Below are 22,322 nucleotides of genomic sequence, written 5' to 3' on the forward strand. Positions count from 1 at the left end.
CGCTAAGGAGCCGGTGGTCACGCGTCAAGAGGGCGTCTGCTTGACGGTGTTCGCGGGGCGGCTTAGCGTGGTCGCGTTCAGAAATGTAGACGCAGGTCATAGATATGGAATGGGGAGCGCCCGTGACCTCAGCCCCTCTCGCCACCCGGCTCACCGTGCCCAGCGGGCCGCTGTTCTTCCCCGTCACGGCGTTCGGACCCGACGGCGGACTCGACCTGGACGTCTACCGCACCCATGTGCGCCGCGGCATCGAGGCGGGCGCCGCCGCCGTCTTCGCCTGCTGCGGCACCGGCGAGTTCCACGCCCTGACGCCCGAGGAGTTCGCGGCCTGCGTCCGTGCGGCCGTCGAGGAGAGCGCGGGCCGGGTGCCCGTCCTCGCGGGTGCGGGCTACGGCACCGCCCTCGCCGTGCGCTACGCCCGCCTCGCCGAGGAGGCCGGGGCCGACGGGCTGCTCGCCATGCCGCCCTACCTGGTGGTCGCCGGTCAGGAGGGACTGGTGCGGCACTACCGGGAGGTGGCGGCCGCGACCGCGCTGCCCGTGATCGTCTACCAGCGCGACAACGCCGTGTTCACCCCGTCCAGCGTCGTCGAACTGGCCCGCACGGACGGCATCGTCGGCCTCAAGGACGGGCTCGGCGACCTCGACCTCATGCAGCGGACCGTCAGCGCGGTGCGCACGGAGTTGCCCGGCGAGGAGTTCCTGTACTTCAACGGACTCCCGACCGCCGAGCAGACCCAACTCGCCTACCGCGCGCTCGGCGTCACCCTCTACTCGTCCGCCGTGTTCTGCTTCGCCCCCGAGATCGCCCTCGCCTTCCACCGAGCCGTGCGCGAGGGCGACGACACCACCGCGCACCGACTGCTGGACGGCTTCTACCGGCCGTTCGTCGAATTGCGCGCCCGGGGCCGCGGATACGCCGTGGCCCTGGTCAAGGCAGGCGTACGGCTGCGGGGGCTGGACGTGGGGGAGGTGCGGACGCCGTTGCAGGAGCCGACCGAGGACCACGTCAAGCAGCTCGCGCAGATCGTCGAGCGCGGCCAGGCGCTGCTCGACCCGGAGGGGGACCGGTGAAGGCGTCCGCGTTCGTCTACCCCTGGGACGTCAACGGCGACCCGGCAGCTCCCGCGCGCATCGCGGACCTCGGCGTGGCGCAGGTGACGCTCGCCGCCGCCTACCACTCCACCCGCGCCCTGACCCCGCGCCACCCGCGCCACCGCGTCGTCACCGCCGAGCACGCCGCCGTCCTCTACCCGCCGGACGGCGCCCGCTGGCAGGGCCGCGCACTGCGCCCGTACGAGTCCGGCGACTGGGCGCCAGGCGACGCGTACGGCGAGGCCGCCGCCGCCCTCGCGGACGCGGGCCTGCCGGTGCACACCTGGGTCGTCCTCGCCCACAACTCCCGCCTCGGCGCCGAGCACCCGCACACCTGCGTCGTCAACGCCTACGGCGACCGCTACCCCTGGGCGCCGTGCATCGCGCAGCCCGCCACGCGCGCGTACCTCACCGACCTGGCCGCCGAGGCGGCGGTGCGGCCCGGCGCGCGCGGCACGGAACTGGAGTCCCTCGGCTGGTACGGCCTCGCCCACCTGCACGCCCACGACAAGACCGGCGGGGTGCCCCTCGGCGACGCCGGGCAGTACCTCATGTCGCTGTGCTTCTGCCCCGACTGCCGCGCGGGCTATGGGGCCCAGGGCCTCGACGCCGACGAACTGGCCGCCGCCGTACGCACCGCCCTGGAGCCGGTGTGGCGGGGCGCGGTGCCCTCGGACGGGGGCTGGGCGGGCGTCGAGAAGCTCCTCGGCGCGGCGTCCGCGAACGCCACGCGCGCGTGGCGGGACGACCGGGCTCGCACCCTCCAGGAGGCGGCGGTCTCGTCGGTCCGCGCCGCCGCGCCCGACGGCTTCCGGATCCTGCTGCACGCCGACCCGGTGTCCTACCACTGCGGCGCCAACGCCGGCGTGGACCCCGCGCACATCCTCGCCGTCGCGGACGGCGTGGTCGTGCCCTGCACGGGCGGGGCGGGCCTGCTGACGCCGTTCGCCGAACAGGCAGGTGACGACACCGTCCTCGCCGCCAACCTCACCGTGGTCTCCGGCATGGGCGGCAGCCCCCGCACCCTCGCGGCCGACGCGGCCCGCGCGCGGGACCTGGGGGCGACGGAACTGCGGCTGTACCACGCGGGGTTGGCCTCGGACGGGGATCTGGAGGCGGTGCGGGCGGGGCTGCGGGTGGGCTGAGCGGGGGCGCGTGGTCCCGCGCCGGTGGGCGGGGGCCGGCCGCGCGGCTCCCCGCGCCCGTCTCAAAGGCGTTCCGTGCGCGTGCCCGAAAGGACCCCCGCGCGCGGACGCCGGGCCAGCGCCGTCGCCGTCGCCAGCAGCACCGCGCCCAGGGCCGGCAGCAGCAGCCACAGGCCGACCGTCTCCACCAGGGCCGCACCCGCGGCCAGCCCGAGCACGTTCGGGGCGAAGACCAGGGAGTTGGCCGTCGCCGAGACCCGCCCCAGCAGCGGCCCCGGCGTCTCGCGCTGCACGGCGGTCAGCGCGGCGATCAGCACCGTCGGCAGACCCAGGCCGACCGCCGCACTGGACGCCCAGACGACCGCGTCGGACGGGACCGCCCGTACCGCCACCGCCACCGCGAACAGCGCGATCCCGGCCGCCCCGAACCGGCGCGGGCCCAGGCGGCGCAGGGCGGGCCCGGAGATGATCCCGACCACCACCGAACCGGCGCCCTGGACGGCGTACAGGACACCGGCGTAGGCGGGGGAGCGGCCCAGGTTGTCGACGACGGCGTACAGCGTGGCGCCGCCGACGCCCGCGCACAGCATCGTCACCCCGCCCGCGAGGACCAGCGGGCGCAGCCCGGGATGCCCCCAGAGGAAGCGGGCGCCCTGTGCCGTCTGCCGCCGCCAGTTCACCGGCGGTGGCTCCGGTGCCGCCTCCCGCACCCGCAGGGCCGCGTACAGCCCCGTGGCCAGCACGAACGTCACCGCGTCCAGTGCCGCCACGCTCGGGCCGCCGTACGCCGCGTAGAGTCCCGCACCGGCGAGGGGGGCGACCAGCTTCATGCCCTCGTTGGCGGTCATCCGCAGCCCGTTGAAGTCGCCGAGCAGGCCGGGATCGACGGCGGCGGCCACCAGCGCCGACTCCGCCGCGTCCTGGACGACACCGGCCACGCCGTACAGGAACAGCACCGCGAACAGCAGCCACAGGGCGCCCGGCGAGTCGACCGCGAAGAGGGTGAGCAGGAGACCGGCCGGCAGCAGGTTCGCGGCGAGCAGCAGCGGCTTGCGGCGGACCCGGTCGGCGATCGTACCGAGCGCGGGCCCGGCCAGGGTGGGAGCCCAGAGCGCGAGCAGGCACAGGGCCGCCAGGCCGTCCGAGCCGGTGAGGTCCTTCACCCACACGCCCGCCGCCAGGCCGAGCGCCGAGCTGCCGAAACCGGACACCACCACCCCGGCCAGATACAGGCCCGCGTTGCGGTCGCGCAGGACCCGGGCCAGGGGCCAGGTGCCGCGCCCCGTCTTCCCCGTGTCCGTCGTTCTCGTCGTCATGCCTGGTCATCGTGGGCCTAAGGCGCGACGACCGGCATCGGGCAGATGCCGTAGGCGAGGGCTTCGGCGGCCGATGAGTTTCGCGGCCGTGATCGGTCTACCTCCCGACAGAGCGAGCGAGCACACGTTCCCGGGAGACACGGATGACGCACGAGACCAGCACCGCCACCCTCGACCTCGGGCCGCAGACCCGGATCCTCGCCCGCCTCGCCGACGGTGTGCGCGACGACCGGCTCGCGGACCCGACGCCCTGCCCCGGCCTCGCCGTGCGCAACCTGCTCGGGCACCTGACCGGCCTCGCCGTGGCCTTCCGCGACGCCGCGCGCAAGGATTTGGGGCCCACCACGGACACCAGCCCCGAGGCATCCGTGCCGGACGTCGGGCCCGGCTGGCGCGAGGAGCTCGCGAAGGTCCTCGGGGAACTCGCCGACGCCTGGCGCGAGCCCGACGCCTGGACCGGCATGACCCGGGCCGGCGGCATCGACCTGCCCGGCGACGTCGCCGGTGCCGTGGTCGCCGACGAGCTGGTCATCCACGGCTGGGACCTGGCCCGCGCGACCGGCCAGGACTACGCCCCCGACCCGGCGGCGCTCCAGGCGGCGTACGGGCTGCTCGCCGCCGCCGCGCAGGAGTCCGACCGGGACCAGGGCATGTTCGGGCCGGTCGTCGCCGTGCCCGCCGACGCGCCGCTGCTGGAGCGCGCGGTGGGGCTCAGCGGACGCGACCCGGGCTGGTCCCGCACCGCCTGAGCAAGGCGGCACCCGAACAACTTCCTTTGTCAGAAGCATTGACGCCGCCGCGCGCCCCTCTTACCTTCAACGCGTCGTACTCCGTACGTCATATATGAGACGCGATACGCGAGATCTGATGTCGAGTTCCGATGTCGAGTTCCGATGTCCGAGATCTGCCGCGCATCCGACGCGAGATTCCGAGAGGCGCGCATGACCTCTGTGCCCACGCCGATCCCCTCCCGCACGCAGTACGTGCTGGAGGAGATCAAACGCCGCATCCTCACCGGCCGGCTGACGCCCGGCCAGGCCCTGGTCGAGACCGACCTCGCCGCACAGTTCGGGGTGTCCAAGACACCGGTGCGCGAGGCGCTCAAGACCCTGGCCGGTACCGGACTGGTCGTGATGAGCCAGTACAAGGGCGTCACCGTGCGCATGGTGGACGCGGACATGGCGCGCGAGGTCTACGACGTCCGGCTGCTCCTCGAGCCCGAGGCGCTCAAGCGCGCCGTGCGCCGCGGTGCCTCCCTGGACGCCGCCCGGGACGCGCTCACCCAGGCCGAACGGGCCACCGACACGGCCGAACGGTCCCTGGCCAACCGCGAGTTCCACCGCGCCCTGTACCTGCCGTGCGGCAACCCACTGCTCGGCCGGATGCTCGACGAGGTCCGCGACCAGGCGGCCCTGGTCTCCGCGGTCGCCTGGGCCGCCGACCCCTCCTGGGAGCGGGAGGCAGGCGAGCACCAGGAGATCCTGCGCCTCGCACTCGCCGGTGACGCGGACGGCGCGGGCCGCGCCCTGCACGCGCACATCGCGTCGTTCGTCGAGCGGGCCTTCCCCGAAGCGGGGACCGCCGCCCAGGAAGAGGACGGTCAGGCATGACAGCGACGTTCGAGACCCAGCGGGCGGCCCTGGCCGACGTGGTGGCGATCCCGGTGACCCCGTTCGCCGAGGACGGCACCGTCGACCCCGCCACCTACCGGGCCCTGCTGCGTCGTCTCCTCGACGGTGGCATCACGACCCTCACCCCCAACGGCAACACCGGCGAGTTCTACGCCCTCGACCCGGCCGAGCGCCGCCTCGTCACCGAGCTGACCGTCGAGGAGACCGGCGAGCGCGCGGACATCCTGGTCGGTGTCGGCCACGACCTGCCGACCGCGGTCGCCTCCGCCCGGCACGCCCGCGAGCTGGGCGCCTCCATGGTGATGGTCCACCAGCCCGTCCACCCCTACGTCTCCCAGGGCGGCTGGGTCGACTACCACCGCGCCATCGCCGAGGCCGTGCCCGAACTGGGTGTCGTCCCCTACATCCGCAACGCCCAGCTCACCGGCGCCCGCCTCGCCGACCTCGCCGACGCCTGCCCCAACGTGATCGGCGTCAAGTACGCCGTGCCGGACGCCGCCAAGTTCGCCGCGTTCGCCCGCGACGCCGGCCTCGACCGGTTCGTCTGGGTGGCGGGGCTCGCCGAGCCCTACGCCCCTTCGTACTTCTCCGCGGGCGCCACCGGCTTCACCTCGGGCCTGGTGAACGTCGCCCCGGCCGTCTCGCGGAACATGATCGAAGCGCTTCGATCGGGCGACTACCCGGGCGCCATGAAGGTCTGGGAGCAGATCCGCCGCTTCGAGGAACTGCGCGCCGCCAACGGCTCCGCCAACAACGTCACCGTGGTCAAGGAGGCCCTCGCCTCGCTGGGCCTGTGCCGCCGGGAGGTCCGCCCGCCGAGCAAGCCGCTGCCCGAGAGCGAGCGCGCCGAGGTCGCCGCCATCGCCGCGGGGTGGTCCATATGACCCCCAGGAAGTCCCCGGAGGAGCTGCGCAGCCACCAGTGGTACGGCACGGACGGCCTGCGCTCCTTCAGCCACCGCGCCCGCACCCGCCAGCTCGGCTACCTGCCCGAGGAGCACCTCGGCAAGCCCGTCATCGCGATCCTCAACACCTGGTCCGACATCAACCCCTGCCACGTCCACCTGCGCGACCGCGCCCAGGCCGTCAAGCGGGGCGTCTGGCAGGCGGGCGGCTTCCCCCTCGAATTCCCGGTCTCCACACTCAGCGAGACCTTCCAGAAGCCGACCCCCATGCTCTACCGCAACCTCCTCGCCCTGGAGACCGAGGAACTGCTGCGCTCCTACCCGGTCGACGGCGCCGTGCTGATGGGCGGCTGCGACAAGTCCACGCCCGCCCTGCTGATGGGCGCCGCCACGGTCGACCTGCCCGCCGTCTTCGTGCCCGCCGGGCCCATGCTCCCCGGGCACTGGCGCGGCGAGACCCTCGGCTCCGGCACCGACATGTGGAAGTACTGGGACGACAAGCGGGCCGGCCTCATCGGCGACTGCGAGATGCAGGAACTGGAGAGCGGCCTGGCCCGCTCGCCCGGCCACTGCATGACCATGGGCACCGCCTCGACGCTGACCGCCGCCGCCGAGGCCCTCGGCGTCACCGTCCCGGGCGCCTCCAGCATCCCGGCCGTCGACTCCGGGCACGACCGGATGGCCGCCGCTGCCGGACTGCGCATCGTCGAACTGGTCCACCGGGACCGGAAGCTGAGCGACATCCTCACCGCCGACGCCTTCGAGGACGCCGTCACCACCGTGCTCGGGCTCGGCGGCTCCACCAACGCCGTGATCCACCTGATCGCCATGGCGGGCCGCGCGGGCGTCACCCTCACCCTCGACGACTTCGACCGCATCGCCCGCACCGTCCCGGTGCTGGCCAACGTCCGCCCCGGCGGACAGACGTACCTGATGGAGGACTTCCACTTCGCCGGCGGGCTGCCCGGCTTCCTCTCCCGCATCACCGACCTGCTCCACCTGGACCGGCCCACCGTCTCCCACGACACCCTGCGCGAGCAGCTGGCCGGTGCCCTCGTCCACCACGACGACGTCATCAGGCCCCGCGACCACCCGGTCGCGAGCGAGGGCGGGGTCGCCGTCCTGCGCGGCAACCTCTGCCCGGACGGCGCCGTCATCAAGCACATCTCCGCCGAGCCGCACCTGCTCCGGCACACCGGGCCCGCCGTCGTCTTCGACGACTACAAGACCATGCAGCGCACCATCAACGACCCGGAGCTGGGCATCACCGCCGACAGCGTGCTGGTGCTGCGCAACGCCGGCCCCAAGGGCGGCCCCGGCATGCCCGAGTACGGCATGCTGCCCATCCCCGACCACCTGCTCAAGCAGGGCGTGCGGGACATGGTCCGGATCTCCGACGCCCGGATGAGCGGCACCAGCTACGGCGCGTGCGTGCTGCACGTGGCCCCCGAGTCATACGTCGGCGGACCGCTCGCCCTCGTCCGGACCGGCGACCCGATCACCCTCGACGTCGAGGCCCGCACCCTGCACCTGGGCGTGGACGACGAGGAGCTGGAGCGCCGCAGGGCCGCCTGGACCCCGCCGCCCGCCCGCTACGAGCGCGGTTACGGCGCGCTCTACAACGAACAGATCACCCAGGCCGACACCGGCTGCGACTTCGAGTTCCTGGCCCGCCCGGGCAAGGTGCAGGACCCCTACGCGGGCTGAGCCCCGTACGGCACGAACCGCCTCCGCACACCCCTGCCCGTAGAGAAAGCGCTTCCTGTACGACCTCCGCACGACGTAGACGCACTAGAACGGAGAACTGTCATGGCCCAAGCCGCAGCCGTGGCGAAACCGCCCGCGCCACCCCGGCGGCGCCGTGCCTCGGCCACGCCGCGCAGGCTCCCGTACCTGCTGATCGGACCGGCCGCCCTGCTGATGCTGGGCTTCATCGCCTACCCGGTCATCAGCGTCTTCTACTACAGCCTTCAGGAGTACAACCCCACCAAGCCGTGGCGGAACGGCTTCGCGGGCTTCGACAACTTCGTCAAGATCTTCACCGACGACCCGGTCTTCTGGGACACCCTGGTCTTCAGCGCCAAGTGGGTCTTCGTCGAGGTCGGACTGCAACTGCTCTTCGGCCTGGCGCTGGCGCTCATCGTCAACCAGACCTTCGTGGGCCGGGGCATCGGGCGGGCCATGGTCTTCTCGCCCTGGGCGGTCTCCGGCGTGCTGACCTCGGCGATCTGGGTGCTGCTCTACAACTCCCAGACCGGCGTCACCCGCTACCTCGCGGACCTGGGCATCGGCTCGTACGGCACCAGCTGGCTCTCCGACACCTCGACGGTCTTCTCCGCGGCGGTGGTCGCCGACCTCTGGCGCGGCGTGCCCTTCTTCGCGATCCTCATCCTCGCCGACCTCCAGTCCGTCTCCAAGGACCTGTACGAGGCCGCCGAGGTAGACGGGGCGAGCCGGATCAAGCAGTTCTGGCACATCACGCTGCCGCACCTGAAGGACGCCATCATCCTGTCCACGCTGCTGCGCGCGGTGTGGGAGTTCAACAACGTCGACCTGCTCTACACCCTGACCGGCGGCGGACCCGCCGGGGAGACCACGACGTTGCCCCTGTACATCGCCAACACCAGCGTCGACGCCCACGACTTCGGCTACGCGTCGGCCCTCACCACGGTCGCGTTCGTGATCCTGCTCTTCTGCTCGATCGTCTACCTGCGGCTGAGCAAGTTCGGAGGCGAGAACAAGTGATCACCAAGGAGGCCGTCGCGGCCGCCCCCGCCCCCGCCCCGGCCGCTCCCGCGCCGCCGCGGCCGGGCAAGAAGCGCCCGGCCTGGGACGAGGTCCCCCGCTGGCAGATCTACCTGCCGCTCGGGATCTACCTGGTCTTCACGCTGATCCCGTTCTACTGGATCCTGCTCTTCGCGCTGCGCCCGGCCGGCTCGACCTCGCTCGTGCCCTGGCCGATGACCACCGAGCACTTCGAGAAGGTGTGGACCGACCGCGGCTTCGGCACCTACTTCCAGAACAGCGTGTACGTCGGGCTCGCGACCCTGGTGATGACCACGCTCGTCGCGCTGGCCGGCGGCTACGCCCTCGCCCGGTTCGACTTCAGGATCAAGCGGGTCTTCATGCTCGCCCTGCTCTGCTCCCAGTTCGTGCCCGGCGCGCTGCTCCTGGTGCCGCTGTTCGAGATCTTCGCCGGACTCCAGATGATCAACTCGCTGGGCAGCGTCATCATCGCCGAGACGGTCTTCCAGCTGCCGCTGTCGATCATCCTGATCAGCAACTTCATCAAGAACGTGCCGTACTCGCTGGAGGAGGCCGCCTGGGTCGACGGATGCGGCCGGTTCCGGGCCTTCCGGATCGTCGTCCTGCCGCTGCTGCGGCCGGGCCTGATCGCGGTGGGTTCCTTCGCCTTCGTGCACTCCTGGAACCACTTCCTGTTCGCCCTGATGTTCCTCAACAACCAGCACAAGCAGACCATCCCGGTCGGCCTCAACTCCCTGATGAGCGCGGACAGCGTCGACCTCGGCGCGCTCGCCGCCGGCGGCATCGTCGCCGCCGTCCCGGTCGTGATCGTCTTCGCCTTCATCCAGAAGTGGCTGATCACCGGCTTCAGCGCGGGGGCGGTGAAGGGATGACCCCGGTCCCCGTCGTCCTCGCCGGCGCCCGCGGCCACGGCCGCTGGCACGTCGCCAACATCCGCCGCCTGGAGCGGGCGGGACTGGTCCGGCTGGCCGGCCTCTGCGAGCTGACCCCGCTGACCGAACAGGAGGCCGGGGGAGAACTCCCCGAGCAGTCCGCCGACTTCGGTGCCCTGCTCGACTCCACCGGCGCCCGGATCGCCGTGATCTGCACGCCGATCCCCACCCACACCGACCTCGCCCTGACCGCCGCCCGGCGGGGGGTGCACCTGCTCCTCGAGAAGCCCCCGGCACCGTCGTACGCCGAGTTCCGGCGGATGGCCGACGGGGTCGCCGAGAGCGGCGTCGCCTGCCAGATCGGGTTCCAGTCACTGGGTTCGCACGCGGTCCCCGCCATCCGGGAACTGGTGGCCGAGGGCGCGATCGGCGAGGTCGTGGGCGTCGGCGGGGCCGGCGCGTGGGTGCGCGACGAGGCCTACTTCCGCCGGGCACCCTGGTCCGGCAAGCGGCGGCTGAACGGCGCCGACGTGATCGACGGCGCGCTGACCAACCCGCTGGCGCACGCCGTCGCCACCGCCCTCGCGCTCGGCGGCACCGCCCGCGCCGAGGACGTCACCGGCATCGAGACCGAGCTGAGCCACGCCAACGACATCGAGGCCGACGACACCTCCTGCGTGCGGATCCACACCGCCCGCGGGCACCGCGTCACCGTCGCCGCGACCCTGTGCGCGGAGCGGGCCGACGAGCCGTACGTCCTGGTGCACGGCGCCGGCGGCCGCGTCACCTTCTGGTACAAGCAGGACCGCGTCCTGCTCCAGCGCGGCGGCCACGGCCCCGAGGAGTTCCACCACGACCGCACCGACCTGCTGGAGAACCTGGTCGCCCACCTCACCACCGGCGTCCCCCTGCTGGTGCCCCCGGACGAGACCGGCGCCTTCATGCGGGTCGTCGAGGCGATCCGCCGGGCCCGGGACCCGGAGCCGCTGCCCGCCGCCGCCTGGCACCGCGTCCCCGGGGAGGGGCGCCGCGTGGTCCCCGGCATCGACGCACTCGTGGCCGCCGCCGCCGACACCCTCTCCCTGTACTCCGAACTGGGCGCGCCCTGGGCGCCGCGCACCGAGCACCCCCGTTACGAGGTGAGCACCCGATGACCGGCAACGACTCCCCGGTGCTGCGTGTGGCGGGCCGCCCCGTCGCCCGGTACGTGACCCGGCCCGAGCTGCCGTACCGGCTCTCGCCGCGCCCGTACCTGCACCCCGTCACCACCCTGGCGGGCACGGCCGTGACCGAGTTCAGCCCCGCCGACCACCTCCACCACCTCGGCGTCGGTGTCGCCGTTCCCGACGTCGAGGGGCACAACTTCTGGGGCGGGCGCACCTACGTCCGGGGCCGGGGGCCGACCGAGCTGGACAACCACGGCACCCAGCGGCACACCGCCTTCCAGCTCCGCGACCCCGACGGTTTCGTCGAGGAGCTGCGCTGGGTCGCCGCCGGCACCGAGCTGCTGCGCGAGCGCCGCACGGTCGCGGCCACCGAACTCACCGCCGCCGCCTGGGCGCTGGACTTCACCTTCTCCCTCACCAACGTCACCCCGGACCCGCTCACCCTCGGCAGCCCCGCCACCAACGGGCGCCCCGGCGCGGCCTACGGCGGCTTCTTCTGGCGCGCCCGCAAGGAGGGCGCGGCGCCCAGCGTCTTCACCGCCGACCGGGAGGGCGAGCCGGAGGTGCACGGCCGCAGCGCCGACTGGCTCGCCCTGACCGGGGAGACCTGGTCGCTGGTGTTCGCCGGCGCCACCGCACGCACCAGGCGCGACCCGTGGTTCGTGCGTACGGAGGAGTACCCCGGCGTCGGTTCCTCGCTGGCCCACGACGACCGGGTGGCCGTCGCCGCGGGCGACACCCTGGTCCGCCGGATCGTCACCGTCGTCGCCGACGGCCGCCTCGACGCCGACGGCGCCGCCGCTCTCGTCCGCAAGGCGGTGAGCCCGTGACCGCCGCGGAGACCGCCGCCGAGACTGCCACGGGGACCGAGGGGACCGAGGGGACCCCGGGGGCCAACGGGACCCAGGGGACGTACACCAACCCCGTCCTGAACGCCGACTGGTCCGACCCGGACGTCGTCCGCGTCGGCGACGACTTCTACCTCACCGCCTCCAGCTTCGGCCGCGTCCCCGGCCTGCCCCTGCTGCACTCCCGCAACCTGGTCGACTGGACCCTGGTCGGGCACGCCCTGGAGCGCCTGGAGCCCGAGCGGGAGTTCACGAAGCCCCGCCACGACTGCGGCGTCTGGGCACCGTCCCTGCGCCACCACGCAGGCCGCTTCTGGATCTTCTGGGGCGACCCGGACCAGGGCGTCTTCCAGGTCAACGCCCCCGACATCCGGGGCCCCTGGACCGCCCCCCACCTGGTCAAGGCGGGCAAGGGCCTGATCGACCCCTGCCCGCTGTGGGACGAGGAGACCGGTGAGGCGTACCTCGTGCACGCCTGGGCCCGCTCCCGCTCCGGGATCAAGAACCGCCTCACCGGCCACCGCATGCGCCCCGACGGCACCGGACTCCTCGACGACGGCGAGGTGATCGTCGACGGCGACCGGCTCCCCGGCTGGTTCACCCTGGAGGGCCCCAAGCTCCACCGGCACGACGGCTGGTTCTGGATCCTCGCCCCCGCCGGATCGGTGGAGACCGGCTGGCAGGGCGCCTTCCGCTCCCGCGACTTCTTCGGGCCGTACGAGGAGAAGGTCGTCCTGGAGCAGAAGGACACCGACGTCAACGGCCCCCACCAGGGCGGCTGGGTGCGCACCGGGTCCGGCGAGGACTGGTTCCTGCACTTCCAGCAGCGCGGCGCCTACGGGAGGGTGGTCCACCTCCAGCCGATGCGGTGGGGAACGGACGGCTGGCCGGTCCTCGGGGACGACGGCGCCCCGGTCGCCGAGCACCCGCGTCCCGCGCTGCCCCCGCAGCCGCCCGCCGCGCCCGCGACCGACGACGACTTCCCCGGCGGACGGTTCGGCCGCCAGTGGTCGTGGACGGCCAACCCCCGCACCGGCTGGGCCACCCAGCACGCCGGGGACGGGCTGCGCCTCGCCTGCGTCCGCTCGGCCGACGCGCACGACCTGCGTCTGCTGCCGAGCGTCCTCACCCAGCGCTTCCCCGGCGAGCCCTCGCTGATCGAGGTCGAGCTGCGCCTGGACAGCGAGGAACCCGGGGCGCGGGCCGGGCTCGCGGTGCTCGGCGACGCCTACCGCTGGATCGGGCTCCAGCGGGACACCGACGGGACCGTGCACCTGGTGCACCGGTTCGCCGAGTCGGTGGCCGAGGCCGAGCGCGATGCCGACCGGCCCCGCCCCGCACCCGGAGGACGGGCCCGGCTGCGGATCGAGACGGTGCCGGGGGCCCGCTGCCGCTTCTCGTACGACCTCGGCGACGGCGATCCGGGCGACGGTTCGTCGGTCATCCCCGTCGGCCGGGAGTTCGCCGCCACCCCCTGGCGCTGGGTCGGCGCACTGATCGGGCTGTTCGCCCTCGCCCCCGTCGGCAGGGGACAGGCCGGCACCGCCACGTTCACGCGGTTGCGCGTCGGGCCCCACCGAACCCACTGAACCCCCACGTTGTCGTTCCACCGCTCTGTCGTTCCACCGCTCTGTCGGACCCGGAAGACCCGCAAGACCCCGGAAGACCCGGAAGATCCGGAAGACCTGGAAGAACCCGGAAGACCCAGAAGAAGAGAGCCGACCAATGAGGATCAGCATGCTCAGCAGCAGAGACAAAGGCACAGTCGGGCGCCGCACGTCCGCCGCCGTCGCCCTGGGAGCCGTGCTCGCGCTGACCGCCACCGCCTGCGGTGACGACGGCAGCGGGGCGGGCGGCGACAAGGGCGCCGAGGGCAGTGGCAAGGGGAAGATCGTCTTCTGGGACAACAACGGCGGCATCCGCACGGCCGTCTGGAAGGAGATCATCGCCGACTTCGAGAAGGCGAACCCGGACATCGACGTGGAGTACGTCGGGATCGCCGCCACCGAGTACCAGTCCAAGGTCGACACCGCCATCCAGGGCGGCGGCCTGCCCGACGTCGGCGGCGTGACGGCGTCCATGCTCGCGGGCTTCTCCGCCCAGGGCGCCCTGGAGCCGCTGGACGACCGCCTCACCACGTCCCCCCTGAGCGGCAAGCTCAACAAGGACATGGTCGAGTCCCTGAAGGCCGCCGGCGGCGGCGACGGCACCCTCTACTCGATGCCGACCTCCGCCAACAACGGCGTCCTCTACTACCGCACCGACCTGTTCGAGAAGGCCGGTCTGGACGCGCCGACGACGTGGGACAAGTTCTACGCCGCCGCCGAGAAGCTGACCGACGCGGGCAAGAACGAGTTCGGCTACACCATCCGCGGCGGCTCCGGATCCATCGCCCAGGCCTTCGACGCGATGTACGGGCAGTCCGGCATCACCTCGTTCTGGGACGCCGGCAAGAAGAAGACAACCGTCAACGACCCGAAGAACGTCGAGGCGCTGGAGAAGTACGCGGCCCTCTACAAGAAGGCGACACCGGCCGCCGACGTCAACAACGACTTCGCCAAGATGGTCGCCCAGTGGGACACCGGCACCATCGGCATGCTCAACCACAACCTGGGCTCCTACCAGGACCACGTGAAGGCGCTCGGCGTCGACAAGTTCCGCGGCATCCCGCAGCCGGCCGGCGCCTCCGGCAAGCGGGTCCAGGTCTCCAACCCGGTCGACGGGCTCGGCATGTTCAAGAGCTCGAAGAACAAGGAGGCCGCCTGGAAGTTCATCGAGTTCGCCACGTCGAAGGAGCAGAACTCGAAGTTCAACGAGTCGGCCGGGCAGGTGCCGTCCAACACGGAGGCCGCGAACGACACGTGGATCCAGAAGGCCGAGCCGACGAAGCTGGCGGCGCAGGCGCTGAATGATGGTTCTACGACCATAGTTCAGTTGCCCTACTACCTGCCGGACTGGAACACCCTGTCCAAGTCGGAGAGTGAGCCGGGGTTCCAGAAGGTGCTGCTGGGTGACATGAGCGCGAAGGACTTCCTGAACGGGCTGGCCGAGAAGCTGAACGAGGCGCAGGCCGAGTGGACGGAGCAGATGGGCTGAACGTCCTGAGCCGGACATCGCCGTGGGGCGGCCTGTGGTGTGCAGGCTGCGGGCCGTCCCCGGCTTGTCGCGCCCGCGCGGCGGAGCCGCACATCGAGACAGCCCCGCGCCCCTGGGTTGCTCTCCTCACCCCTCTTGGAAGGTGTGCCAGCGTGTCCATCACCCGAAGACAGGTCACTTCCGCTGCCGTAGCCGCTGTTCCCCTGGCATTCGCCGCCACGCAAACCGCCCAGGCCGGCGGACGCCACCACCCCCGCACCCTCTACATCGCCGGGGATTCCACCGCCGCGCAGAAGTACTCCGACGCCGCGCCCGAGACCGGGTGGGGCATGGCCCTGCCCTTCTTCCTCCGCAGGGAGCCGGAGGTCGCCAACCACGCCGTGAACGGCCGGAGTTCCAAGAGCTTCGTCGACGAGGGGCGGCTGGAGACCCTCCTCGGCGCGATCCGGCCCGGCGACCTCCTGCTGATCCAGTTCGCGCACAACGACGAGAAGGACGAGGACCCCACCCGCTACACGGAGCCCTGGACGACGTACCAGCGGTATCTGCGGATGTACGTCGACGGGGCGCGGGCCCGCGGGGCGCGGCCGGTGCTGGTCACGCCCGTCGAGCGGCGGCGGTTCGACGCGGCGGGGAACGCCGTGCCGAGCCACGGCGAGTACCCGGCGGCGATGCGGGCCCTGGCGCGGCGGGAGGGTGTGACGCTGCTCGACGTGCAGGCGCTGTCGCTCGCGCTGTGGCAGCGGCTCGGGGCCGAGGGGACCAAGGCGTACTTCAACTGGACCGCCACCGAGCAGGACAACACGCACTTCAATCCGCCGGGCGCGATCGCGGTCGCCCGGCTCGTCGCCCGGGAACTGCTGCGCGGGCGCGTACTGGCGCACCGGGACGTGCGCCGGCTGGACGAGGAGATCCCCGAGTCCTGGATCAGCTGGCCCGCACCGGCCACCGCGTAACCCCGGCGGCCACCGCGCAGCACCGGCCACCGCACAACACCGACGACCGTCGACCGATCCCCGCAGCAAGGGAGAGCCGCACCATGAGCACACTGAGATGGCATGGGCATGCCATGAAGAGCACCGCCGCACTCGTCGGCTGCACCGCCCTCGTACTGAGCCTGACGGCCGCCACGGCCGAGGCCCGCCCCGGTCACCACCACCCCCGGGACACCGCCCGGCAGACGCTCCCCGCGAACGACGGCTGGGCCTCCCACGGCACCGGCACCACCGGCGGGGCCGCCGCCGACGCGGAGCGCGTGTACACCGTCTCCACCTGGGCCGAGTTCAAGGCCGCCCTCGCCGCCGAAGGCACCGCGCCGCGCATCGTCAAGGTCAAGGGCACCGTCGACGTCGTCTCGGAGGGCTGCGAGGCCTTCGCCGCGCCCGGCTACGACTTCGACGCCTACCTGGAGAAGTACTCGCCCGAGAACTGGGGCAGGGAGACCGACCTGAGCGCCGAGCCCGACGACAGCCCCGAGGGCCTGCGCCGCGCGTCCGCCGCACAGCAGGACCGGTCCATCAAGGCGAACGTGCCTGCCAACACCACCATCGTCGGCGTCGGCCGGGGCGCCGCGCTCAAGGGCGCCAGCCTCCAGATCAAGGACGTCGACAACGTCATCGTCCGCAACCTGACCTTCGAGAGCCCCGTCGACTGCTTCCCGCAGTGGGACCCCACGGACGGGGACAGCGGCAACTGGAACTCCGAGTACGACAGCGCCGTCGTGTACGGGTCGACGCACGTGTGGCTGGACCACAACACGTTCACCGACGGCGCGCACCCCGACAGCGCGGCGCCCACCTACTTCGGCATGCTCTACCAGCAGCACGACGGCCAGCTGGACATCGTCAAGGGCGCCGACTACGTCACCGCGTCCTGGAACGTCTTCACCGAGCACGACAAGACCATCCTGATCGGCAACAGCGACAGCGAGTCCACCGCCGCCGTCGACCGCGGCCACCTGAAGGCGACCTTCCACCACAACCTGTTCAAGAACCTCGTCGAGCGCGCGCCCCGCGTCCGCTTCGGCCAGGTCGACGTCTACAACAACCACTTCGTGGCCTCGGACGACTACGCCTACAGCTTCGGCGTCGGCAAGGAGTCGGCCATCGTCGCCGAGCACAACGCCTTCACCCTGCCGGCCGGCGTCAGCCCCGCGCAGGTGCTCAAGCGCTGGAACGACTCCCCGCTCAGCGCCGCCCGCAACCGCGTCAACGGCCGCACCGTCGACCTGATCGCCGCCCACAACGCCGGGAACCCGGACGCCGTCCTCCGCTCCGGCGCGGGCTGGACGCCCACGCTGCGCACCAAGGTCCTGCCGTCCCGGGCCGTCCCCTTCGTCGTCGACCACGGCGCGGGTGCCGGCCGGCTGCGCTGACCCCGTCCCCCGAACCGAACCGAACCGGGCCGGGGCGCCCGCACCGCCCCGGCCCATCCCGGCCGTCTCCGTCCCTCCCGAAGGAGCACCCGTATGCACCGACCCGCCGCCCCGTCCCGCAGAGGCTTCCTCCTGGCGACCGCCGGCGCGGGCGCCGCCCTCGGCCTCGGCCCCGCGGCAGCCGGCCCGGCCGCCGCCGGCACCGGGCCGCGCCCGCACCCGCGGCCTTTCGGCCGGTACGGTTCACCGGCCGCCCGCCGCACACCCAGGACCCTGTACGTCGACCCGCACGGCCGCGGCGACTTCACCTCCGTCCAGGCCGCCGTCGACACCGCCGAGGGCGACGGCTGGACGCTCGTCCTCGCTCCCGGCACCTACCGCGAGACGGTCTCCGTCGACGCCGACCGCACCGGGGCCACCTGGATCGGTGCCTCCGGGGACCCGCGCGACGCCGTCATCGTGTACGACAACGCGGCCGGCACCCCGAAACCGGACGGCTCCGGCACCCACGGCACCAGCGGGTCGGCCACCACCACCGTGCGCGCTGACGGTTTCACCGCCCACGCGATCACCTTCGCCAACGACTGGCTGCGCGCCGACCAGCCCGACTGGACCGGCACCCAGGCGGTCGCGATCAAGGTCATGGGCGACCGGTCCGCCTTCCACGACTGCCACTTCCTCGGCCACCAGGACACCCTCTACGCCGACACCCGCGACCTCGGCCTCTTCGCCCGCCAGTACTACGCGCGCTGCTACGTCGAGGGCGACGTCGACTTCGTCTTCGGCCGGGCGACCGCGGTGTACGAGCAGTGCCACTTCCGCACCCTGGTCCGCCCCGACCTCGACGCCGCCCCCTACGGCTTCGTGTTCGCGCCGTCCACGGCGGGCGCCAACCCGCGCGGCTACCTGGTGGTGCGCGGCCGCGTCAGCAGCGAGGCCCCCGACGGCTACTACAAGCTGGCCCGCCCCTGGGTACCCAGCTCCGACACCAGCGCCCGGCCCATGCTCACCGTGCGCGAGACGCACCTCGGCGCGGGCATCGACGCGGCGGCGCCGTACGCGAACATGCGGGACGCCTACCCCTGGCAGGAACAGCGGTTCCGCGAGTACCGCAACACCGGGCCCGGCGCCGCGACCACCGTCCCCGCGAACCGGCCGCAGCTCACCCGTGCCGAGGCCGCCGCGCACACCCGCCAGGCGTACCTCGGCGACTGGCGGCCGTACGACCGGCGGCGCTGACCGGCCCGCCGACCCCCCGCACTTGACCTGCTTGACGCGATTTTTGCCAGGTAAAGGGGCGCGGATCCGGCCACGGGTCTCGCGCTCACCGGGGTGACGCGCGTAGAAACCTGTGTCATGCATAAACCACTGCGCATCGCGACCGTCACCGCCGCCTGTGCCGTCGCCGGTGCCGTCCTCTACGGCACGGGCGCCGCCACCGCCGACCAGTCGACCGCGAACTCCACCCACGAGCCGTACAACATCGGGGTGCTGGCCAAGGACATCGACGCCTACTACGGCACCACGCTCGACGCCGACGGCGTCTACCAGGCGTCCCCGGACAGCCCGTACGCCGCCGACCTGGCCCGCGTCGACGCCGCCGCCAAGAAGCAGATCGACCGGGCGGCCCGCGCGGCGCACCACAAGCACACCAGGCCCGCGGTCGTCTTCGACATCGACGACACGCTGCTGCTCAGCCTCGACTACGAGAAGAAGAACAACTACGGCTACGACGGCGCCACCTGGGCCGCCTACGTCGACCGCGCCGACCGCCCCGCCGTCCCCGGCAGCCCCGAACTGGCCCGGTACGCCGAGAAGAAGGGCGTCGAGGTCTTCTACAACTCCGGTCTGGGCGAGGCGCAGCGCGCCGCCGCCGTCGAGAACCTGAAGAAGGTCGGCGCCGACGTCAACCTCGACACCGGCCACGTCTTCCTGAAGGACAAGGCGAACCCGCCGTCCTACCTGGCCCACTGCGCCACCCCGGGCACCTGGAAGTGCACCACCGTGCAGTACAAGGCGGGCACCCGCCGGCACATCGAGCGGGACCTCGGGTACGACATCGTCGCCAACTTCGGCGACCAGTACTCCGACCTCCAGGGCGGCTATGCGGACCGCACGTACAAGCTGCCCAACCCGACGTACTTCGTCGAGTAGCGGGTCGCCCGCTCAGCCGCCCGGGGTGAAGCCGCCCCGGACCGTGAGGGGGCCGGACGCCGTGGTGGCCGCCGCCGAGTAGCGGTCGCCGCCCGCGTCCCGGCCACCCCGCCGGTGGTTGTACTGGCCGGCGAACATCCACTCGCCGGCCGGGACGGTACGGCCCTGCCTGAGCGTCCACCGGTAGACGAGGAAGCCGTCCCGCTCGTCGAGCGTGAACGCGAAGTCGTCCTCCGGCAGCGAGCGCCAGGCCCCGGTGGAGGTCACCGAGCCGGTCTGCGCCACCCGCAGCTCGACGGTGAGCGCGCTCAGCGGGGTGCTCGTGCCCAGGGTGACGTTGCTCTGCGCCCAGAACTCGTTGCTGTGCGGGTCGACCGCGCCGCTCGACCACACCGGGCCGGACTCCCGAGATCCGGACTCGCGAGGTCCGGGCTCGCGAGATCCGGACTCGCGAGATCCGGGCTCGCGAGATCCGGGCTCCCGCGATTCGGACTCCCGTGGGCCGGGCGGCGCGGCGACCGGGGGCCGCGCGGGCGCGTCGTCCCGCACCGCCGAGGCGACGGTGTAGCCGCCGGCCACCAGGATGCCCGCCACCGCCGCCGTCGCACCGGCCACCCGCAGCCGGCCCGGCAGCCGCGCACGGGCCGGCCCGCGGTTCCCGGCCGCCATGCCGCGCTCCACCCGGGCCAGGATCCGGGCCCGGTCGGGCCGGTGCTCGCCGGCCGCCGCGCGCAGCCGGGCGCGCAGTTCCTCGTCCACGTCCCGCCGCGGTCCGCTCATCGGGTCCCTCCCGCGGCCCCACCGCTGCGTGCGATCGCCGCGCGCACCTGCCCAGGAGCACGGGGAGCGGCCCGGGTGCCGAGCAACCGCTGGAGCTCGGCCACTCCCTTCGACGTCTGGCTCTTGACCGTACCCACCGACACGCCCAGGGCGAGCGCCGTGTCCTTCTCGGAGAGGTCGAAGGCGTGCCGCAGCACCACGCACGCCCGTTTGCGGAACGGCAGCCGGCGCAGCGCCCCCTGCACGTCCACCACGCCCGCGACGTCGGGGTTCTCCGTGCGCTCCTCGCGCTGCGACCAGAACAGGGCGACGCGTCTGCGCTCGCGCACGGCCGTCCGGACCCGGGTGCGGGCGAGGTTGGCGACGACACCGCGCGCGTACGCCACCGGGTGGTCGGCCGCACGGACCCGGTCCCAGCGGTGCCACAGGGCCAGCAGGGCGTCCGCCGCCAGGTCGTCGGCGGCGTCCGGTTCGCCCGTCAGCAGGTGGGCGAGCCGGGCCAGTTCGGCGTAGTGGCGTTCGAAGAAGGCGTGGAACTCCGCGGCGGCGACGGCGTCGACGGCTGACCTCACGGCGGACTCTCCTCGCAGCGGCTTCCCGGGTGCGGCCTGCCGGACACCGTACGGCAGACCGCACCAGGACGGCCCCGCAGAAGTCAGCCCTTGAGCGCCGCCTCCATCATCGCCTTGGCCACCGGGGCCGCCAGGCCGTTGCCGCTGACCTCGCTGCGGGCCGCGTCGGACTGCTCGATGATGACCGCCACCGCGACCTCCTGGTCCGACGAGTCGGACTTCGCGTACGAGGTGAACCAGGCGTACGGCGTCTTGCTGTTGTTCTCGCCGTGCTGGGCCGTGCCCGTCTTGCCGCCCACCGTCGCCCCGGCGATCTGCGCGTTGGACCCCGTGCCCTTCTCGACGACGGTCCGCATGGCCGACTGCAACTGCTCGGCGGTGGCGGAGCTGACGATCCGCTTCGCGTCGGCGTCGGTGTGGTCCTCCAGGACGTCGCCGCCGCTGTCGGTGACCTGCGACACCATGTGCGGGGAGACCAGCTCGCCGCCGTTGGCCAGGGCCGCGGAGACCATCGCCATCTGGAGCGGGGTCGCCGTCACGTCGAACTGGCCGATGCCCGTCAGCGCCGTCGAGGACCGGTTCATGTCCTTCGGGTAGACGCTGGTGTAGGCGCGGACCGGCACGTCCTGGGTCTCGTCGTTGAAGCCGAACTTCTCGGCCATGGCGCGCAGCTCGTCCTGGCCGAGGTCGACGGCCATCTTCGCGAAGACGTTGTTGCACGAGTACTGGAGCGCGGTGCGGATGGTGGCGTTCTCGCAGGGCGCGTTCGGGTTCTCGTTGGTCAGCTCCGTCGTGGTGTCCGGCAGCGTGTACGGATCGGGGCTGTCGGTCTTCTCGTCCACCGAGCCGTACAGCCCGTTCTCCAGCGCGGCGGCCGCCACGACCAGCTTGAACGTCGAGCCCGGCGGCAGCGGCTGGCGCAGCGCGCGGTTGGTCAGCGGCTTGTCCGGGTCGGCGGTGAGCTTCTCCCAGGCCTCACCCGCGGTGTTGGCGTCGGTGAGCGACGTGGGGTCGTACGAGGGGGTCGACACGACCGAGAGGATCCTGCCCGTCTTCGGGTCGATCGCCACGGCGGCGCCCTTGGTGTCGCCCAGCGCCTCCAGCCCGGCCTTCTGCACGTCCGGGTCGATCGTCGTGACCACGTTGCCCGGCTCGGCGCGGGAGCCGGTGACCGTGTCCATCACGGTCTTCAGCCGCGGATCGGTGCCGTTGAGCACGTCCTGGTAGATGCCCTCCAGCTGGGTCGGCGCGTACGCCTGCGAGGCGTAGCCCGTCACCGCCGCATAGAGCTTCCCGTTCTCGTACGTGCGTTTGTACGCGAGGTCGCCGCCTTCCGTCGGGGCCGAGCCGGTGACCGACCGGCCGCCCACGATGATGTTCCCGAGCGGCTCCGCGTAGGTCTCTATCGCGCCCCGCCGGTTGTCCTTGCTGTCCGCGAGCGCCTGTCCCTCGTAGAACTGCACCCAGGTCGCCCTGACCAGCAGAGCGAACACCAGGAGCAGGGTGAAGACCGAGGCCCGCCTGATCGTCTTGTTCATCCCGTTCATCCCGCTGACAGGACGAACGGGCGGGTGGCGGTCGTTCCCGTGTGCCCCGTTTTCTCA

20 protein-coding genes are annotated in these 22,322 nt (G+C 72.6%); 16 read left to right on the forward strand and 4 right to left on the reverse strand.

Translation table 11 applies throughout. The features are described 5' to 3' along the window. Positions 1 to 122: 122 nt before the first annotated feature. Complete coding sequence (locus B9W62_RS29645) at positions 123 to 1,073, forward strand: 5-dehydro-4-deoxyglucarate dehydratase (RefSeq protein WP_087810019.1); 951 nt, start codon at positions 123 to 125, stop codon at positions 1,071 to 1,073. After that, entirely contained in the window at positions 1,070 to 2,239 is a 1,170-nt protein-coding gene (locus B9W62_RS29650) for a hypothetical protein (protein WP_087810020.1), read from the forward strand. The genes B9W62_RS29645 and B9W62_RS29650 overlap by 4 nt, the downstream gene beginning before the upstream one ends. 62 nt (positions 2,240 to 2,301) lie before the next feature. On the opposite strand, the gene B9W62_RS29655 is transcribed toward B9W62_RS29650, so the two are convergent. Continuing rightward, positions 2,302 to 3,555 carry an MFS transporter gene (locus tag B9W62_RS29655; RefSeq protein WP_087810021.1) on the reverse strand — a complete coding sequence of 418 codons (1,254 nt, stop codon included), beginning with the start codon at positions 3,553 to 3,555 and terminating at the stop codon, positions 2,302 to 2,304. 143 nt (positions 3,556 to 3,698) lie between these two features. On the opposite strand from B9W62_RS29655, the gene B9W62_RS29660 reads away from it, so the two are divergent. The 14 genes from B9W62_RS29660 to B9W62_RS29725 all read left to right on the forward strand — a co-directional run bounded on the left by B9W62_RS29660 (position 3,699) and on the right by B9W62_RS29725 (position 19,366). Further along, positions 3,699 to 4,304 (forward strand): TIGR03086 family metal-binding protein, encoded by a 606-nt coding sequence (locus B9W62_RS29660; protein ID WP_087810022.1) that lies wholly within the window; start codon positions 3,699 to 3,701, stop codon positions 4,302 to 4,304. Positions 4,305 to 4,496: 192 nt separating this feature from the next. Next, the gene (locus tag B9W62_RS29665; protein ID WP_087810023.1) at positions 4,497 to 5,165 is read left to right on the forward strand and encodes a GntR family transcriptional regulator; all 669 of its coding nucleotides are present in this window, start codon (positions 4,497 to 4,499) and stop codon (positions 5,163 to 5,165) included. Beyond that, positions 5,162 to 6,070 carry a dihydrodipicolinate synthase family protein gene (locus B9W62_RS29670; protein ID WP_087810024.1) on the forward strand — a complete coding sequence of 303 codons (909 nt, stop codon included), beginning with the start codon at positions 5,162 to 5,164 and terminating at the stop codon, positions 6,068 to 6,070. The genes B9W62_RS29665 and B9W62_RS29670 overlap by 4 nt, the downstream gene beginning before the upstream one ends. After that, positions 6,067 to 7,797: an L-arabinonate dehydratase gene (gene araD, locus B9W62_RS29675; protein WP_087810025.1), complete on the forward strand. Its 1,731-nt coding sequence runs from the start codon at positions 6,067 to 6,069 to the stop codon at positions 7,795 to 7,797. Before B9W62_RS29670 ends, araD begins: the two co-directional genes overlap by 4 nt. 102 nt (positions 7,798 to 7,899) lie before the next feature. Further along, positions 7,900 to 8,835 (forward strand): carbohydrate ABC transporter permease, encoded by a 936-nt coding sequence (locus tag B9W62_RS29680; protein ID WP_087810026.1) that lies wholly within the window; start codon positions 7,900 to 7,902, stop codon positions 8,833 to 8,835. Continuing rightward, a complete protein-coding gene (locus B9W62_RS29685) occupies positions 8,832 to 9,728 on the forward strand; it encodes a carbohydrate ABC transporter permease (protein WP_087810027.1) in 897 nt (298 codons plus the stop codon). Before B9W62_RS29680 ends, B9W62_RS29685 begins: the two co-directional genes overlap by 4 nt. After that, a complete protein-coding gene (locus B9W62_RS29690) occupies positions 9,725 to 10,882 on the forward strand; it encodes a Gfo/Idh/MocA family protein (RefSeq protein WP_087810028.1) in 1,158 nt (385 codons plus the stop codon). The genes B9W62_RS29685 and B9W62_RS29690 overlap by 4 nt, the downstream gene beginning before the upstream one ends. Next, the gene (locus B9W62_RS29695) at positions 10,879 to 11,724 is read left to right on the forward strand and encodes a DUF6807 domain-containing protein (protein ID WP_087810029.1); all 846 of its coding nucleotides are present in this window, start codon (positions 10,879 to 10,881) and stop codon (positions 11,722 to 11,724) included. Before B9W62_RS29690 ends, B9W62_RS29695 begins: the two co-directional genes overlap by 4 nt. Further along, on the forward strand, positions 11,721 to 13,331 hold the full coding sequence (locus B9W62_RS29700) for a glycoside hydrolase family 43 protein (RefSeq protein WP_373433714.1): 1,611 nt from the start codon (positions 11,721 to 11,723) through the stop codon (positions 13,329 to 13,331). The genes B9W62_RS29695 and B9W62_RS29700 overlap by 4 nt, the downstream gene beginning before the upstream one ends. A gap of 136 nt (positions 13,332 to 13,467) precedes the next feature. Beyond that, on the forward strand, positions 13,468 to 14,838 hold the full coding sequence (locus B9W62_RS29705) for an ABC transporter substrate-binding protein (RefSeq protein WP_179235733.1): 1,371 nt from the start codon (positions 13,468 to 13,470) through the stop codon (positions 14,836 to 14,838). Between the two features lie 152 nt (positions 14,839 to 14,990). After that, entirely contained in the window at positions 14,991 to 15,794 is an 804-nt protein-coding gene (locus B9W62_RS29710; RefSeq protein WP_087810031.1) for a rhamnogalacturonan acetylesterase, read from the forward strand. Between the two features lie 83 nt (positions 15,795 to 15,877). Next, positions 15,878 to 17,212 (forward strand): pectate lyase family protein, encoded by a 1,335-nt coding sequence (locus tag B9W62_RS29715; protein WP_087810032.1) that lies wholly within the window; start codon positions 15,878 to 15,880, stop codon positions 17,210 to 17,212. A gap of 93 nt (positions 17,213 to 17,305) precedes the next feature. Continuing rightward, complete coding sequence (locus B9W62_RS29720; protein ID WP_087810033.1) at positions 17,306 to 18,451, forward strand: pectinesterase family protein; 1,146 nt, start codon at positions 17,306 to 17,308, stop codon at positions 18,449 to 18,451. Between the two features lie 117 nt (positions 18,452 to 18,568). After that, positions 18,569 to 19,366, forward strand: coding sequence for an HAD family acid phosphatase (locus B9W62_RS29725; RefSeq protein ID WP_087810034.1), 798 nt, complete (start codon positions 18,569 to 18,571; stop codon positions 19,364 to 19,366). A gap of 12 nt (positions 19,367 to 19,378) precedes the next feature. Here the strand turns inward: B9W62_RS29725 and B9W62_RS29730 are convergent, their stop codons facing one another. The 3 genes from B9W62_RS29730 to B9W62_RS29740 form a co-directional block, all read right to left on the reverse strand. Then, positions 19,379 to 20,146, reverse strand: coding sequence for a hypothetical protein (locus B9W62_RS29730; protein WP_087810035.1), 768 nt, complete (start codon positions 20,144 to 20,146; stop codon positions 19,379 to 19,381). Further along, positions 20,143 to 20,718 carry a SigE family RNA polymerase sigma factor gene (locus B9W62_RS29735; RefSeq protein WP_087810036.1) on the reverse strand — a complete coding sequence of 192 codons (576 nt, stop codon included), beginning with the start codon at positions 20,716 to 20,718 and terminating at the stop codon, positions 20,143 to 20,145. Before B9W62_RS29735 ends, B9W62_RS29730 begins: the two co-directional genes overlap by 4 nt. 83 nt (positions 20,719 to 20,801) lie before the next feature. Continuing rightward, positions 20,802 to 22,256, reverse strand: a complete 1,455-nt coding sequence (locus B9W62_RS29740) for a peptidoglycan D,D-transpeptidase FtsI family protein (protein WP_087810037.1) — start codon at positions 22,254 to 22,256, stop codon at positions 20,802 to 20,804. Between the last annotated feature and the right edge of the window lie 66 nt (positions 22,257 to 22,322).

The organism is Streptomyces sp. CS113 (genome assembly GCF_002188365.1).
GTDB lineage: Bacteria > Actinomycetota > Actinomycetes > Streptomycetales > Streptomycetaceae > Streptomyces > Streptomyces tendae.